The sequence below is a fragment of the Microbacterium sp. 2MCAF23 genome (assembly GCF_052115565.1).
Lineage (GTDB): Bacteria > Actinomycetota > Actinomycetes > Actinomycetales > Microbacteriaceae > Microbacterium.
Map to the genome: position 1 here is coordinate 94,207 of NZ_JBFRGY010000005.1, position 12,949 is coordinate 107,155.

Annotated in this window: 17 protein-coding genes; 6 read left to right on the top strand and 11 right to left on the bottom strand. The window is 69.5% G+C overall.

Annotated features, from left to right (window positions below; genetic code table 11):
• Positions 1-103: 103 nt before the first annotated feature.
• From AB4078_RS07065 to AB4078_RS07085, 5 genes are all read right to left on the bottom strand, one after another.
• Positions 104-376 (bottom strand): hypothetical protein, encoded by a 273-nt coding sequence (locus AB4078_RS07065; RefSeq protein WP_441976525.1) that lies wholly within the window; start codon positions 374-376, stop codon positions 104-106.
• Between the two features lie 130 nt (positions 377-506).
• Positions 507-1,628, bottom strand: coding sequence for a M24 family metallopeptidase (locus AB4078_RS07070; RefSeq protein WP_441976526.1), 1,122 nt, complete (start codon positions 1,626-1,628; stop codon positions 507-509).
• Between the two features lie 252 nt (positions 1,629-1,880).
• Positions 1,881-2,558, bottom strand: a complete 678-nt coding sequence (locus AB4078_RS07075; RefSeq protein ID WP_441976527.1) for a DUF3349 domain-containing protein — start codon at positions 2,556-2,558, stop codon at positions 1,881-1,883.
• A complete protein-coding gene (locus AB4078_RS07080) occupies positions 2,555-2,845 on the bottom strand; it encodes a hypothetical protein (RefSeq protein WP_441976528.1) in 291 nt (96 codons plus the stop codon). Before AB4078_RS07080 ends, AB4078_RS07075 begins: the two co-directional genes overlap by 4 nt.
• Positions 2,846-2,861: 16 nt before the next feature.
• Positions 2,862-4,058 carry an anion permease gene (locus tag AB4078_RS07085; protein ID WP_441976529.1) on the bottom strand — a complete coding sequence of 399 codons (1,197 nt, stop codon included), beginning with the start codon at positions 4,056-4,058 and terminating at the stop codon, positions 2,862-2,864.
• 264 nt (positions 4,059-4,322) lie between these two features.
• Here AB4078_RS07085 and AB4078_RS07090 point away from each other — a divergent pair, with 264 nt between their 5' ends.
• Positions 4,323-5,144 carry a cytochrome c oxidase assembly protein gene (locus tag AB4078_RS07090; RefSeq protein ID WP_441976530.1) on the top strand — a complete coding sequence of 274 codons (822 nt, stop codon included), beginning with the start codon at positions 4,323-4,325 and terminating at the stop codon, positions 5,142-5,144.
• Positions 5,145-5,233: 89 nt separating this feature from the next.
• On the opposite strand, the gene AB4078_RS07095 is transcribed toward AB4078_RS07090, so the two are convergent.
• Positions 5,234-5,773: a hypothetical protein gene (locus tag AB4078_RS07095; RefSeq protein WP_441976531.1), complete on the bottom strand. Its 540-nt coding sequence runs from the start codon at positions 5,771-5,773 to the stop codon at positions 5,234-5,236.
• 161 nt (positions 5,774-5,934) lie between these two features.
• Here AB4078_RS07095 and AB4078_RS07100 point away from each other — a divergent pair, with 161 nt between their 5' ends.
• Entirely contained in the window at positions 5,935-6,363 is a 429-nt protein-coding gene (locus AB4078_RS07100) for an NUDIX hydrolase (RefSeq protein ID WP_441976532.1), read from the top strand.
• A gap of 1 nt (position 6,364) precedes the next feature.
• Here the strand turns inward: AB4078_RS07100 and AB4078_RS07105 are convergent, their stop codons facing one another.
• The 3 genes from AB4078_RS07105 to AB4078_RS07115 form a co-directional block, all read right to left on the bottom strand.
• Positions 6,365-6,850 carry a hypothetical protein gene (locus AB4078_RS07105; protein ID WP_441976533.1) on the bottom strand — a complete coding sequence of 162 codons (486 nt, stop codon included), beginning with the start codon at positions 6,848-6,850 and terminating at the stop codon, positions 6,365-6,367.
• 46 nt (positions 6,851-6,896) lie between these two features.
• Complete coding sequence (locus AB4078_RS07110; RefSeq protein ID WP_441976630.1) at positions 6,897-7,313, bottom strand: aminoacyl-tRNA deacylase; 417 nt, start codon at positions 7,311-7,313, stop codon at positions 6,897-6,899.
• 107 nt (positions 7,314-7,420) lie between these two features.
• A complete protein-coding gene (locus AB4078_RS07115; protein ID WP_440733203.1) occupies positions 7,421-7,891 on the bottom strand; it encodes a DNA helicase in 471 nt (156 codons plus the stop codon).
• Between the two features lie 169 nt (positions 7,892-8,060).
• Here AB4078_RS07115 and AB4078_RS07120 point away from each other — a divergent pair, with 169 nt between their 5' ends.
• Together AB4078_RS07120 and AB4078_RS07125 are read left to right on the top strand one after the other, a co-directional pair.
• Positions 8,061-8,618 (top strand): peptidylprolyl isomerase, encoded by a 558-nt coding sequence (locus tag AB4078_RS07120; RefSeq protein ID WP_441976534.1) that lies wholly within the window; start codon positions 8,061-8,063, stop codon positions 8,616-8,618.
• Between the two features lie 43 nt (positions 8,619-8,661).
• The gene (locus AB4078_RS07125) at positions 8,662-9,552 is read left to right on the top strand and encodes a rhomboid family intramembrane serine protease (protein WP_441976535.1); all 891 of its coding nucleotides are present in this window, start codon (positions 8,662-8,664) and stop codon (positions 9,550-9,552) included.
• A 270-nt stretch (positions 9,553-9,822) separates the two neighbouring features.
• Here the strand turns inward: AB4078_RS07125 and AB4078_RS07130 are convergent, their stop codons facing one another.
• Entirely contained in the window at positions 9,823-10,062 is a 240-nt protein-coding gene (locus tag AB4078_RS07130; protein ID WP_440732751.1) for a cell division protein CrgA, read from the bottom strand.
• A gap of 77 nt (positions 10,063-10,139) precedes the next feature.
• On the opposite strand from AB4078_RS07130, the gene AB4078_RS07135 reads away from it, so the two are divergent.
• A complete protein-coding gene (locus tag AB4078_RS07135) occupies positions 10,140-10,940 on the top strand; it encodes a class E sortase (protein WP_441976536.1) in 801 nt (266 codons plus the stop codon).
• Entirely contained in the window at positions 10,940-11,113 is a 174-nt protein-coding gene (locus AB4078_RS07140) for a hypothetical protein (protein ID WP_441976537.1), read from the top strand. Before AB4078_RS07135 ends, AB4078_RS07140 begins: the two co-directional genes overlap by 1 nt.
• Before the next feature lie 103 nt (positions 11,114-11,216).
• Here AB4078_RS07140 and pknB read toward each other — a convergent pair whose 3' ends face one another.
• A complete protein-coding gene (gene pknB / locus AB4078_RS07145) occupies positions 11,217-12,917 on the bottom strand; it encodes a Stk1 family PASTA domain-containing Ser/Thr kinase (RefSeq protein WP_441976538.1) in 1,701 nt (566 codons plus the stop codon).
• Between the last annotated feature and the right edge of the window lie 32 nt (positions 12,918-12,949).

Consider the following 12,949-nt stretch of genomic DNA (forward strand, 5'->3'; position numbering starts at 1 on the left):
CCGTCCGTCGTGACGGTGCCCGCCGTGCAGCCCGAGATTCCGACAAGCACCACAGCCGCTCCGACGGTGATCAGAACGTGTGAAGGGATCCTCGTTCGCGCCATCATGTGTCCGCCTCTTGATCCGTTACGACCCAGCCGAATCGCTCGCGGAAGTCGTTGAAGCACTCCGGGCAGACCCAACTGTAATCATCGTCCGCGGTCACCCACGCTTCTTTGTAAGCAGCATGACCGGTCGGATCATCCGAGATCTCCGCCGCGCAGAAGTCACACCGATCGTGATCCCAGCCCTGCCGATATGGCGTCCAACGTGCAAGACGCATGGACCGACCGCAGAGGTAGGACTCCTGTCCCATCAACCGCCAGTCCTCGGCCACAGGCTCAGATTACGCGGAGACGCATCGGCTTCGGTCCCCTCGTCAACGTCGGCGTGGCGACGATCACCCTGCACCAGGTCGCGAAATGCACTCCCTGCGTCAGCCTGTCGGGATCAAGAGCACGCGGAGGTCAGAGAACGGCGCTCGTCAGCTCGTGCGGGGTGGTGTTGAGGTTGGTGCAGCCGTCGGCGGTGACGACGACGATGTCCTCGATGCGGGAGCCCCAGTCGCCGGGGAAGTAGATGCCCGGCTCGATGCTGAAGGCCATGCCCTCGCGCAGCGGCAACGCGTTGCCGGGCGCGATGTACGGCTCCTCGTGCGTGGTGACGCCGATGCCGTGGCCGGTGCGGTGCAGGAACGCCTCGGCCAGACCCTCCGCGGCCAGTATGTCGCGTGCGGCGGCGTCGACCTGCTCCGCGGTGACGCCGGGGCGCACCGCGTCGACGGCCGCCTGCTGCGCGCGCACGAGCACGGCGATGCGTCGCGCGACCTCGGGATCCGGCGTGCCGACGGCGTAGGTGCGCGTGCTGTCGGAGTTGTAGCCGCTGGGCACCGCGCCGCCGATGTCCACGACCACGATGTCGCCGTCCTCGATCACCCGGTCCGATACCTCGTGGTGCGGATCCGCGCCGTTCGGACCCGAGGCGACGATCACGAACTCCACCGTGCGGTGCCCCTCCTCGACGATCGCAGCGGCGATGTCAGCGCCGACCTCGCGTTCGGTGCGCCCGGCGCGCAGCAGGCCGGGAACGCGCCGGTGCACGGCGTCGATCGCCTCACCGGCGCGGCGCAGTTCGGCGATCTCGGCGGCGTCCTTGATCATGCGGCTCTCGCGGAGCACCGGCGTCGCGAGCTCGGGCCGCACGTCCAGGCGCTCGGTCAGCGGGATCGCGTGCAGCGCCGGCAACGCGTCCGAGACGCCGAACCGTGAGACGGATCCGCCCATCGCCGCCGTCACCAGCGCGTAGGGATCCTCGCCGTCCACCCAGTCCGCGACCGCGAGACCGAGCGCGCCGACGGCCGTGTCGCGTACCTTCGCGAGCTCCATCCGCGGCACGACGACGGTCGGATCCCCGGCCGCAGGGATCACGAGGGCGGTCAGACGTTCGATCGTGTCCCCCTCGACGCCGACGAGATACGTCAGGTCAGGCCCGGCTCCGACGATGATCGCGTCCAGACCGGCACTCGCGGTCAGGGTGCGGGCGCGGTCGAGGCGGGCGGCGTACACGGAGGCGGGGAAAGGCGTGCTCACTCCTCCACGCTACGTGCCGTCGAGGACGGCGCGCCAGGCCCGCGGCGAGACATATTCCGAGATCGAGATGAACCGCTGCGTGCGCCAGGATCCCGCGCCGAATCGTCCGTCGGATCCGCTGCGTCGCCCGCCCAGCCCAGACGATTCGCCTGTCTCGCGAGACTCCAACTCCGTAACGAGACTGCGGTTCTGGGGTGCAGTCTCGTCACTCAGTCGGAGTCTCGCGGTCAGGAAACGTGAGCGAGGAGCCGGTCAGCTCAGCGTGATGCCCGACTCCTCGAGACGCGTGCGCACGCGCTCCACGTCATCGTCGCCGGGGAGCTCGCCGAGCACCTTCATCATCAGCACCTGGGCATCGACGAGCGAGATCTCCGGATCCGCTCCGCTCTGCGCGGCGACCGCCTCGCACACCTCCTGCACCTCGTCGTCGGTGAGGCGGCGGCGCAGCAGGGCGAGGATCGGCACACGGTCCTGGGCGGGGATGCCCTCCGGATAGCCCGCGCCCAGCCAGCGCAGCGCCTGCGCGATCAGGTTCTGCTCGGTGGAGCCCGGCTCGTCGACCGCGGCATCCGGGCCGGCGGTTCCGCGCGCTCCGGCAGCGGCATCGGCGAGAATCGTCCGATCGCCGACGATCCGCTGCGCCTTGGTGCTCAGCGGCACTCCGCGATCGGAGAGCAGCATGGCCACGCGGCGCACCTCGTCGTCGCCCGGCGTCGCCGAGGTCACGCCCGCGATCGCGGCCCGGATCTGCGAGACCCGCACCGGGTCCGTCTCCTGCTGGGCGAGCGCGCTGACCACCGCGGTGAGCTCCTCCGCCGTGAGCGTGCGCCGGAGCAGTGCCAGCAGCGGCGTGTAGTCCTTGGGTGGCACGCCTTCCGGATAGCCGGCGCGCAGCCAGTCGAGCACGCGGCCGAGAACGTTGCCGTTCATCTGCCGACCCCGAACAGGGAGATGCCGAAGTAGTGGTAGATGCTCAGCCGGGTGATGAAGAGCACCCCGGCCAGCACCACGGCGATCACGAGCGCGAACAGGATCCATCCCGCCGCGGTCAGCAACGGCCGGCGTGTGCCGGGCGCCTCGCCGTCGACCTCCCCGGTGCCGGCCGACTGCAGGCGCATCCCGAGGGCGAACAAGGCGGGCAGCCCCGCACCGAACATCAGTCCGACCAGCAGCACGCGACCGGCCGAGAGCGCCATCTGCGCGATGTCGAAGTTCATGTATCCGTCCTTCGGTTCAGGCCGCCGCGCCCTGCGAGGCGGCGTTCGGCGCGAGGGATCCGTCCCACTCGGCATTGACGTTGTGGTGGTCGATCTTCTGGCGGCGGCTGCGCAGGTACATGAGGGCGGCGGCCGCCAGCAGCAGCACGAACACGGTGATAGCGCCGGCGAGCCCGCCGATGCCGTGCGCAAGGAAGAAGCAGAGCGCGCCGACCACGCCGGCCGCGGGCATCGTGATGAGCCAGGCGGTGACCATGCGCCCCGCGATGCCCCAGCGCACCTGGGCACCGGGCCGGCCCACGCCGGAACCGAGGATCGAGCCCGTCGCCACGTGCGTGGTCGAGAGCGCCATGCCCATCGAGCTCGAGGTGAGGATGATCGCGGCGGAGGACGCCTCGGCAGCGAGGCCCTGGGGCGACTCGATCTCGACGAGGCCCTTGCCGAGAGTGCGGATGATGCGCCAGCCGCCGAGGTAGGTGCCGAGCGCGATGGCGGCACCGCAGGTCACGATGATCCAGATCGGCAGGCCCTCGTTCAGGATCTGGTCGCCGGTGAGCGAGCCGTGCGCGATGAGCGCGAGGGCGATCACGCCCATAGTCTTCTGCGCGTCGCCGGTGCCGTGTGCGAGGGAGACGAGCGATGCGGTGCCGATCTGACCCCAGCGGAAGCCGGCCTCGCGGTGCTTGGCGTGCACGGTGCGGGTGAGGCGATAGACGAGCCAGGTGCCGACCGCGGCGACGACGCCGGCGATCAGCGGGGAGAGCACGGCGGGGACGATGATCTTGCCGAGGATGCCGGCCCAGTTGACGGTGGCGGCACCCGCGATGCCGGCGCCGATGAGGCCGCCGAAGAGGGCGTGCGAGGAGCTGGACGGCAGGCCCAGCAGCCAGGTGAGCAGGTTCCACAGGATGCCGCCCACGAGCCCCGCGAAGATGATGATCATGGCCGACTCGGGGTTGAGACCGGGCACCAGATCGCCGCTCGGGCTCTGGATCGTCAGCACGTCCTTGGTGATGGTTGCGGCGACCTCGACCGAGAGGAACGCGCCCACCAGGTTCAGGATCGCCGAGAGCCCCACCGCGACCTTGGGCTTCAGCGCCCCGGTGGCGATGGAGGTCGCCATCGCGTTCCCGGTGTCGTGGAATCCGTTGGTGAAGTCGAAACCGAGTGCGGTCACGACCACCAGGATGAGGATCATCACTTCGGCGCTCATGATCGTCAGCATTCCGCGCTGCGCCCCCGCGAACAGCGGGTGTCGCGCACTCGACCGCGAGAGTTCACCGGGCGTTAAGGGCGGCCCCCCATCGCGACGGTCGATCGCGAGGTCCTCACCGTCCGCATAGCCGCCGGGCGTAACGTCATCGCGGCCCGCCGCCGCGCGGTGCCGCATCCACCGCCCTCGCGAGACACGGAGCCCGCCACGCCGCCCGTCCCCGTCTTCCTCAGCACCTGGAGTCTGGATCCCACAGCACTCGCGGTGCTGATCGTCGCGGCCGGGCTCTACCTCGGCGGTGTCGTAGCGCTGCGCCGACGCGGCCACCGCTGGCCGCTGCGGCTGACGCTGATGTACCTGCTGCTCGGGCTCGGCTCGTATGCCTGGGTGTCGTTCGGGTTCCTCGGCACGTGGAGCACGGAGCTCCGCTGGGCGTTCACGACACGGATCGCGCTGCTGCTGTTCGTCGTACCGATGCTGGTGACGTTCGGCCGGCCGGTGGCGCTGGCCCGGACGGTACTGTCCGCGCGGCCCCGCGCCCGCATGAACGGCTTCCTGCGGTCATGGCTCGCGAAGTTCTTCGGCAACGCGATCATGGCCCCGGTGTTCACCTGCCTGGTTTTCGCCGTGTTCTTCACGCCGCTGTCGGCGATGCTGCGGTCAGGCGCTGTCGCCGAGGCCGTGATCTCGGTGCTGGTCCCGCTGCTGGGGCTCCTGATGGTGCTGCCGATGGCGGCGCACACCGTGGCCCGCACGAGCCTGTTCATCGTGGCGGAGTTCCTGTTCGCGTTCGTGGAGCTCGTGCTCGACGCGGTCCCCGGCGTGCTGCTGCGACTGGGCACCGTGGTCTTCGATCACGCCGGCGCCTGGCCCGGCGCCCTGCCGCTGTGGTTCCCGAATCCGCTGCGCGATCAGCAGCTCTCCGGAGACCTGCTGTGGCTCATCGCGGAAGTCGTCGACGTGCCGATCCTGGTGATCCTGATGATGCGCTGGCTGCGGATGGACAAGCGCGAGTCACGCCAGCTCGACGAGCTCAGCGACGAGGACATGGCCGAGCTCACCGCCGCGCACCTGCGCGGGGAGTGACGGATCCGGCCCGCCCGCGCTGTCCGGGTCGCGGCGTCCGGCCTGCGGTTCACGTCGCGATCTCCGCGTTCAGGTCGCGATCTCCGTGTTCAGGTCGCAGTTTCGGTCGCATCCGGGCCGCTTTTGCCGCCGAAATCGCGACCTGAACGGCGGAAGTCCGGATCCGGCGTCACTCCGCGGGGGCCGCGGTGCGGATGCGCTCGCCGAGGAAGGCGAGGTCGGCAGGCGTGAGCGCGGTCACGGCGTAGGACACGGGCCATACGGTGCCGTCGTCGAGTTGCGCCGGCCACTCGAACTCGAATGTGGCGTAGCGCACCTTGAACTTGGCCTTCGGCTTGAAGAAGCAGACGACTTTGCCGGCGGCGTTCGCCCAGGCAGGCATGGCCGTAGTAGGTCTTGGGGACGAGGTGCGGCGCGTTCTCGGCGACGAGGCGGTGCAGGGCGGTGGCGAGGGATCCGTCCTCCTCATCCATCTCCGCGATCTTGGCCAGCACGTCGGCCTCGCCGGCGGCGCGCAGCTCCTCGGGGCTCACCTTCTTGCGGGCGGCGCGAGTGCGGCTCTCCTTCGCGGCCTCCTTGACGGCGGCGCGCTCGAAGTCGCTCAGCACAGGGGCGTTGTTCTCGGTCATGGCATCCTCCGCTCGACGGCCCCGTGGATCCGGGGACTTCTTCAGCGTACGAAGGCGTGCGGACGGGCGCTTCTTCAGAACTGATCGATCCGATCGTGCGCGTGCGGAGAGGTCTGACCTGACCGCGCCGTACCAGTCGGGGACGGCCTAGGGTGTGAACCATGGACATGCGCGTCGCGGCATACGCGGTCATCCTGGACGAGGACCGACGTGTGCTGCTGGCGCGCTGGACCGAGGGTCGCCGGGTGTCGTGGACGATGCCCGGGGGCGGGCTGGAGCCGGGTGAGGATCCGGAGACCGCGGTCCGGCGCGAGGTGCGCGAGGAGACCGGCTACAAGGTGGTCGTCGATGAGCTGCTGGGGATCCACTCCCGGGTGATCCCGGCCCGCCGCCGGGTCACGCCCGGCGCGACCGAGCCGCTGCACACACTGCGCATCGTGTACCGGGCGCGGATCGTGAGCGGCAAGCTGCGCTTCGAGAAGGGCGGATCCACCGACATGGCCGCCTGGTACGCGCTCGACGAGGTCGCCGGCCTGCAGCGCGTGCGCCTCGTGGATATCGCTCTCGGGATGGCGGGCGCGAGGGGCTGAGTCAGCGCAGGACCTCGACCAGGGCGACCCAGGAGATCACGATCGCGACGACGAGCGCGAGGAGTGACCCCGCGGCCGCGAACATCAGCCCGACGGGCAGGCCTGTCAGCAGGAGCACGCCCGCTGCGCTGTAGGCGATCAGCGGCAGGAAGCCCAGAGCCGCGCGGGGCACCGTGTTGCCCAGCCCGGGATCGTGCCGGAGGGCGAGCGCGGCATGCACCTGGAACCCCGCGGCTCCGGCCGTCGTCGCCAGCAGGAGCACGCCGAACCAGAGCGGTTCGAGTGCGGGGATGAGGGCGATGCCCGAGGTGAGGATCGCGAGCACCAGCCCCGCGATCGCCGCGGCGAGCCGCGCGGTCAGGGCCTTGGCGAGGATGATCTTCTCGATGTTGACGCTCGCCGCGACGATGACCAGCCCGGCGAGGGCCGCAGTCGCGCCCAGCATCGCGACGTGGAACTCCGACCACGCATCCAGTGCATCCGTCATTCCCGGATGCTACCCCCGCGCTCGCACGCTGCGCAGGGGCGTGTCATCACTTCGGTTCGGAGATGTCGGCGACGGTCGCGTCGTAGGCCGCGATGAGATCGTCGGCGTCCACGAACAGGCTGTAGCCGTGGGCACCCGCGCCCATCGCGATCCGCCGCCCGCGGATCGTCTCATCGGCGAAAACCGGCCAGTCGGTGGTGCTGCCGATCGGAACGATCGTGCCGCGTTCGTAGCCGGTCGCGGCCAGTGCGACGGCCGGTTCCGGGAGCTTCAGCCGGTTCACGCCCACGAGAGCGCGCAGCTTCGGCCAGGAGATCTTGCGACCGCCGGGGATGAGCGCGAACAGGAACGTGTCGTCGGCTCTCTTGACCACGAGGGTCTTCACGATGCCGGAGGGATCCAGCCCGAGCAGCGCCGCGGCCTCCTGCAGGCTGTTCGCCGCCGGGCGCTCGCGGATCTCGATGTCGAGGCCGCGTGCGGCCGCGGCGTCGCGGACGCGGGCGTGCGGCCCTTCGACGGGCTCGGAAACGGACCCTTCGACGGGCTCGGGAGCCGGCGAAGCGGACGTGCTCACGCCTCGGGGGCGTTCAGCGGGTCGTCCGCGACCCAGAGCTCGTCGTCGGCACGCAGGGCCTGCCAGGCGGCGACGAGGACGCCCACCGCGGCTGCGGCGCCGAGCACGATCGCGATGACGGCTCCGATGCCGAGTCCGCTCTTGCGCTCCGCGGGCACGGCGACCACGGCGCGGGGGGTGTACGGGGTGCCGGTGCGCTTGGCGTTCGCGATGTCCCACGCACTGAGTGCGGATCCGACCACACCGCCGATCGCGGGGACGACCTTGTGATCCACGACATCGCGAGAGAACTTGATGCTCTTGTCGACGGCGGGAACCACACGGTGCTCGTACACGTCCTGCACGGTGGGGACGACCTGCTCGCGGCGGAAGTTGTCGAGCTGCCTTCCCGCCTCACGGGCGACGTTCGCGGCATCGCCGACGATGACCTGCTGCGCGGCCCACAGCTTGTTCGCCTCGCTCTGCAGCTGGCGGAGTTCCTTCTGACGCTTGCGGCTCAGGCTCACGATGCCCTCCCAATCGAAACGGGGTTCGGACTCCCCATCCTGCCAGAGAAGTGCCTGTGCGGCGGGTGTGCATCCGAGAAGTTCACAGGCGAATCGGAAGGTCGCAGGGATCCGATGCGAGAATGGATCCATGCCTCACGCCACTCACGTCGCCACGCTGCACACCAACCACGGAGACATCGTCGTCAACCTCTACGGTGACCACGCTCCCCGCACGGTGAAGAACTTCGTCGAGCTCTCCGACGGCACCGGGTCCTGGACCCACCCCGGCACGGGCAAGCCCGGCGAGGGCCCCCTCTACAAGGACGTCATCTTCCACCGGATCATCCCGAACTTCATGATCCAGGGCGGCGACCCGCTCGGTCAGGGCGTCGGCGGACCCGGCTACAACTTCAACGACGAGATCCACGGCGAGCTGAACTTCAACGACCCGTACATCCTCGCGATGGCCAACGCCGGCCTGCGTCGCAACGCCATCACCGGTCAGGTCGAAGGCACCAACGGCTCGCAGTTCTTCATCACGACCGACCCGACCCCGTGGCTGCAGGGCAAGCACACCATCTTCGGCGAGGTCGCCGACGACTCCTCCCGAGCGGTCGTCGATGAGATCGCCGCGGTGCGCACGGGCGCAGGCGACCGTCCTGTCGAGGACGTCGTGCTGCAGTCCGTCGACATCGTCGCCAACTGACCCTTCGAGAGTCTCAGGGACCAGTGGACTCCGGAGCGCACCGATGACGACTTCGGAGTTCCACGCGAATCCCGACAACTTCTGCTACCGGCACCCCGGACGGCAGAGCTTCGTGCTCTGCCAGCGGTGCATGCGCACGATCTGCCCCGAGTGCCAGACGCAGGCCCCGGTCGGCGTGATCTGCCCGGAGTGCATGCAGGAGCAGCGTCGCAGCCAGACCCCGACCCAGCGCCGCGCCAACCGGCGCTGGGGCGCGCGGTCGATGACCGCCGTGGGCGGGCGTCCGTTCGTGACGTACTGGATCCTCGCGATCACCTCCGCGGTGAGCCTGCTGCAGCTGCTCCCTGGAATCGGCTCGGTCATCACCGGCTACCTGCAGTTCGCGGGCGCGTACCTCTACCCGTCACTGTCCGGACTGCCGTTCGAGCCCTGGCGCCTCCTCACGGCGATGCTCGTGCACGGCGGTTTCATCCACCTCGGCCTCAACATGCTGGCGCTGTGGATGGTCGGGCAGCAGCTCGAGCCGCTGCTGGGTCGCGCGAAGTTCCTCACGCTGTATCTCGTGAGCGGTCTCGGCGGCTCCGTCGCGATGGCTCTGATCGATCCGGCGCAGCCCACGGTCGGGGCGTCCGGGGCGATCTTCGGCCTGTTCGTCGCGCTGATCGTGATCGGCCGCCACCTCGGCGGCAACATCGTCGGAGCGCTGGTCGTGCTCGCCATCAACTTCGTGTACGGATTCATCGTGCCGGGGATCGCGTGGGAGGCGCACGTCGGCGGTGCCATCGTCGGCGCGCTGGTGGCGCTCATCTACGTCCGCACGAGCGGCCGCGGCACGGCGAGGTTCTGGTGGATCGGCCTCGTCTCGGCGCTCGTCCTCGTGCTGCTCGCCGTGGTCGCGATCGTTCCTCCCCTGCTCATCACCGCCGGCCGCTGAGCACCGGACCACAACGGCCCTCGCCTTCAGGCGGGGGCCGTTCGCCGTCCTCCGGGGCCGTGTGAATAACAGCCGTGTAATTCTCCCCACATGGGGATAGATCTGTGGATAACTTCGGGGAGGGGGTGTGCATATCCATCCCCAGAATGTGGATAACCCGCTGGATCCGTGGACAACCCTGCGGGATACGGTCCCTGAGCCTGTCGAAGGGCGGGAATGCAGAAACGCCCCCGCGTGAGCGAGGGCGTCTCGAGAAGCGGAGCGGTGGCGTCAGCGCCAGCGCGTCGTCATCAGGAAGCCGATCAGGGCGATGCCGAGACCGATCAGCAGGTTCCAGGACTGCAGGCCCGGGATCGGGTACTGCATGCCTGTGATGTAGAAGACCAGGATCCAGGCCAGGCCCAGCAGCATGAAGCCGACCATGACCGGTTTGAACCATACGGCGTTGGGAGCGGTGCCGCCGTCGACCTTCTCGGCAACGGCTTCTTCGGGCTTGCGGGATCGTGCCATGGGCTCAGTCTACCCAAGGGCCGCAGCGCACATCAGGTGGTGTTCGCGAGGAAAGGTCGCCTCGGTAGGATCGCGGGATGACCGACGCCCCGCGAGCCGCCGCACGCCGTGCCGGCCGGGGCGGACGAGCCCGCCGCCGCGTCACGGTCACGAGCGTGCTGGGCGAGCTGCTGCTCACCGCGGGCGTCGTGGTGCTGCTGTACGTGGCATGGCAGATGTGGATCGGCGACATCATCATGAGCGCCGCCGCGAACGACAAGGGGCAGTCCATCAGCGCGCAGTGGGCGAAGGATCCGGCCCCCGCGCTGCCGGCCGAGATCGACGACGGGAGCGGCGTCGACGGCGCGCACCCCCGATACGAGCCGCCCGTGATGACCGCGCCGGAGGACGGGGTGCCGTGGGGCGCCCTGATGCGCGTGCCGCGCTGGGGCGCCGACTACGCCGTCACGATCGCGGGCGGTGTGACCCGGCCCGACACCCTCGACCACGGCTGGATCGGGGTCTACCCGGGCTCGGGCATGCCAGGGCAGGTCGGCAACCTCTCGATGGCGGCCCATCGCACCACCTGGGGCAAGCCGTTCAACCAGCTCGACCGGCTGCGCCTGAACGACGCGATCGTGATCGAGACGGAGCAGGGCTGGTACACCTATCGGTTCCGCACGCTCGAGTACGTGACGCCGGACAGCGTCGACGTTCTGGATCCCGTCCCGCAGGAACCGGATCCGGCCGCGGCGGGCGCCCCCGGAGGCCGGTACATCACTCTCACGGCGTGCTCGCCGCTGTACTCGCTCGCCGAGCGCATCGTGGCGTACGGGGTGTTCGAGAGCTTCCAGCCGCGGGCCCTGGGCGCCCCGGACTCGTTGAAGGCGGTGAGCTGATGTACGGCGCGCTGTGGCGCATCCTCCCCGGCCCGTGGTGGGTGCGGCTGATCATCGTGCTGGTGCTGCTGGCCGCGGTGCTGTACGGACTCATGTTCTGGGTGTTCCCCTGGGTGAGCCCGCTGATCTCGCCCGGCGATGTGAGCATCGAGCCCGCGCCGACCCCGACCTGAGCGGATCAGGGAGGGCACCGCGTTTCGCCTCCGCGTTTCGTCTCGCCTTCGGCTCGCTCAACGCCCGTGTGCTGCGCGCAGCGCGCTCAACGACCTCGACGCGTCACTTGCCGGTGCAGTAGCTCAGGTCGATCGTCGACAGCACGGGAACGTCTCCGGGGGGCGCCGACATCGACGCGACCGTCTTCGGATCCGTGGCCTTGCAGTTCGGGTTGCCGACCGGGTTCGCCGTGAGCCCCAGCTCCTGCAGGGTCTGAGTCGCCGAGTCCAGCGTCCAGCCGGTGAGGTTGTTCAGCGTCACCACGCCGCTCGCGACGACGAGGTCGATGACGGTACCCGGAGCGACCTTGGTGTCGGCCTGCACGCTCGACGACAGCACGATGTCGTGCTGCGTGCGGGGGTCGTTCTCCTGCCGGATGGATCCGAGTTGCAGACCCGCCTTGGAGAGAGCGTCCTTGGCGGCGGTGGCGCTGAGGCCCACGAGCTGCGGGACCTTGACATCGGCCGCGCCGCTGGAGACGTACACGGTGACGGACTGGCCCTTGTCCATGTGGGTACCGGCCTCGGGCTCGGTGCTGACGACCTTGCCCTTCTCGACGGTCGCATCCGACTGGTCGATGCGTATGGCGCGCAGGTCGTTCTTCGACAGCAGCGCGACAGCCGATTCGTAGGTCTGCCCCGCCAGGCTCGGAACGGTGCGGGTGGCGCTCGGCACGTCCGTGGTGGGCTTGATCGCGAGCACCCAGATCAGCACCGAGGCCAGCAGCACCACGAGCAGTGCCACGCCGGCCCAGATCCACGCCACCGGGGGACCCGACTGCGTGCGCGTCATGGTCGTGTCGGTGGAGAGTTGGCGGAGGGTGCGCGCGGTCTCCTGGGCGTGCCGCGGGCTCGGCCCGTACAGCTCACTGGTGAGCGATGACAGCTGCTTTTTCGTGGGGACGGCGCCGGTCACGGCGTCGTCGAGCGCGGTGCGGAACGAGACCGCGTCGGGGAAGCGCTGGAAGGGATCCTTCGCCATCGCGCGCAGCACGACCGGATCCAGGGCGCGGATGCGCTCGAGCTCAGCGGCGGAGTGCTCCTCGTCGTGCACCTCGCTCGGCGGCAGCGGGGTCTCGCTGACGTGCTGGTAGGCGACGGCCACCGGGGAGTCGCCGCGGAACGGCTGCCGTCCGGTCAGCATCTCGTACAGGACGATGCCGGCGGAGTACAGGTCGGTGCGCGCGTCGACTTGCTCGCCCTTGGCCTGCTCCGGCGAGAAGTACGCCGCGGTGCCGATGATCTGCGTGGTCTCGGCGACCGTGGACGACGAGTCCGACACGGCACGGGCGATCCCGAAGTCCATCACCTTGACCGTGCCGGCCGGTGTGATCATCACGTTGCCCGGCTTGATGTCGCGGTGCACGACACCGGCGCGATGCGAGTACTCCAGAGCCTCGAGAATGCCGTCGGCATAGCGCACCGCATCGGCGGTCGACACCGGCCCGCGCGCGATGACGTCCTTCAGCAGCTCGCCGTGCACGAGTTCCATGACGATGAACGGCACAGGCTCGGCAGCGGTGCCCCCGGCCTCGGGGGTGGCATCCTCGCCCGCGTCGAACACGCGCACGATCGAGGGGTGCGACATGCGCGATGCCGCCTGCGCTTCCATCCGGAACCGGGTGCGGAACGCCGTGTCGCGCGCGAGCTCCCTGTCCAGGATCTTGATCGCGACCTCGCGCCCGAGGGTCAGGTCGTACCCCCGGTGCACATGGGCCATTCCACCGCGGCCGATGAGGTCATCGACGCGGTACCGACCCGACATCACACGCGTGATCGTCGCCACAGAGGACCCCC

What these genes read in the sequence shown, in the direction of transcription:
- AB4078_RS07075 (WP_441976527.1), bottom strand. Translation starts at nt 2,558, where the DNA reads ATGAACGGCAACGTTCTCGGCCGCGTGCTCGACTGGCTGCGCGCCGGC.
- AB4078_RS07080 (WP_441976528.1), bottom strand. Translation starts at nt 2,845, where the DNA reads ATGAACTTCGACATCGCGCAGATGGCGCTCTCGGCCGGTCGCGTGCTG.
- AB4078_RS07085 (WP_441976529.1), bottom strand. Translation starts at nt 4,058, where the DNA reads ATGAGCGCCGAAGTGATGATCCTCATCCTGGTGGTCGTGACCGCACTC.
- AB4078_RS07095 (WP_441976531.1), bottom strand. Translation starts at nt 5,773, where the DNA reads ATGACCGAGAACAACGCCCCTGTGCTGAGCGACTTCGAGCGCGCCGCC.
- AB4078_RS07100 (WP_441976532.1), top strand. Translation starts at nt 5,935, where the DNA reads ATGGACATGCGCGTCGCGGCATACGCGGTCATCCTGGACGAGGACCGA.
- AB4078_RS07105 (WP_441976533.1), bottom strand. Translation starts at nt 6,850, where the DNA reads ATGACGGATGCACTGGATGCGTGGTCGGAGTTCCACGTCGCGATGCTG.
- AB4078_RS07120 (WP_441976534.1), top strand. Translation starts at nt 8,061, where the DNA reads ATGCCTCACGCCACTCACGTCGCCACGCTGCACACCAACCACGGAGAC.
- AB4078_RS07125 (WP_441976535.1), top strand. Translation starts at nt 8,662, where the DNA reads ATGACGACTTCGGAGTTCCACGCGAATCCCGACAACTTCTGCTACCGG.
- AB4078_RS07130 (WP_440732751.1), bottom strand. Translation starts at nt 10,062, where the DNA reads ATGGCACGATCCCGCAAGCCCGAAGAAGCCGTTGCCGAGAAGGTCGAC.
- AB4078_RS07135 (WP_441976536.1), top strand. Translation starts at nt 10,140, where the DNA reads ATGACCGACGCCCCGCGAGCCGCCGCACGCCGTGCCGGCCGGGGCGGA.
- AB4078_RS07140 (WP_441976537.1), top strand. Translation starts at nt 10,940, where the DNA reads ATGTACGGCGCGCTGTGGCGCATCCTCCCCGGCCCGTGGTGGGTGCGG.
- pknB (WP_441976538.1), bottom strand. Translation starts at nt 12,917, where the DNA reads ATGTCGGGTCGGTACCGCGTCGATGACCTCATCGGCCGCGGTGGAATG.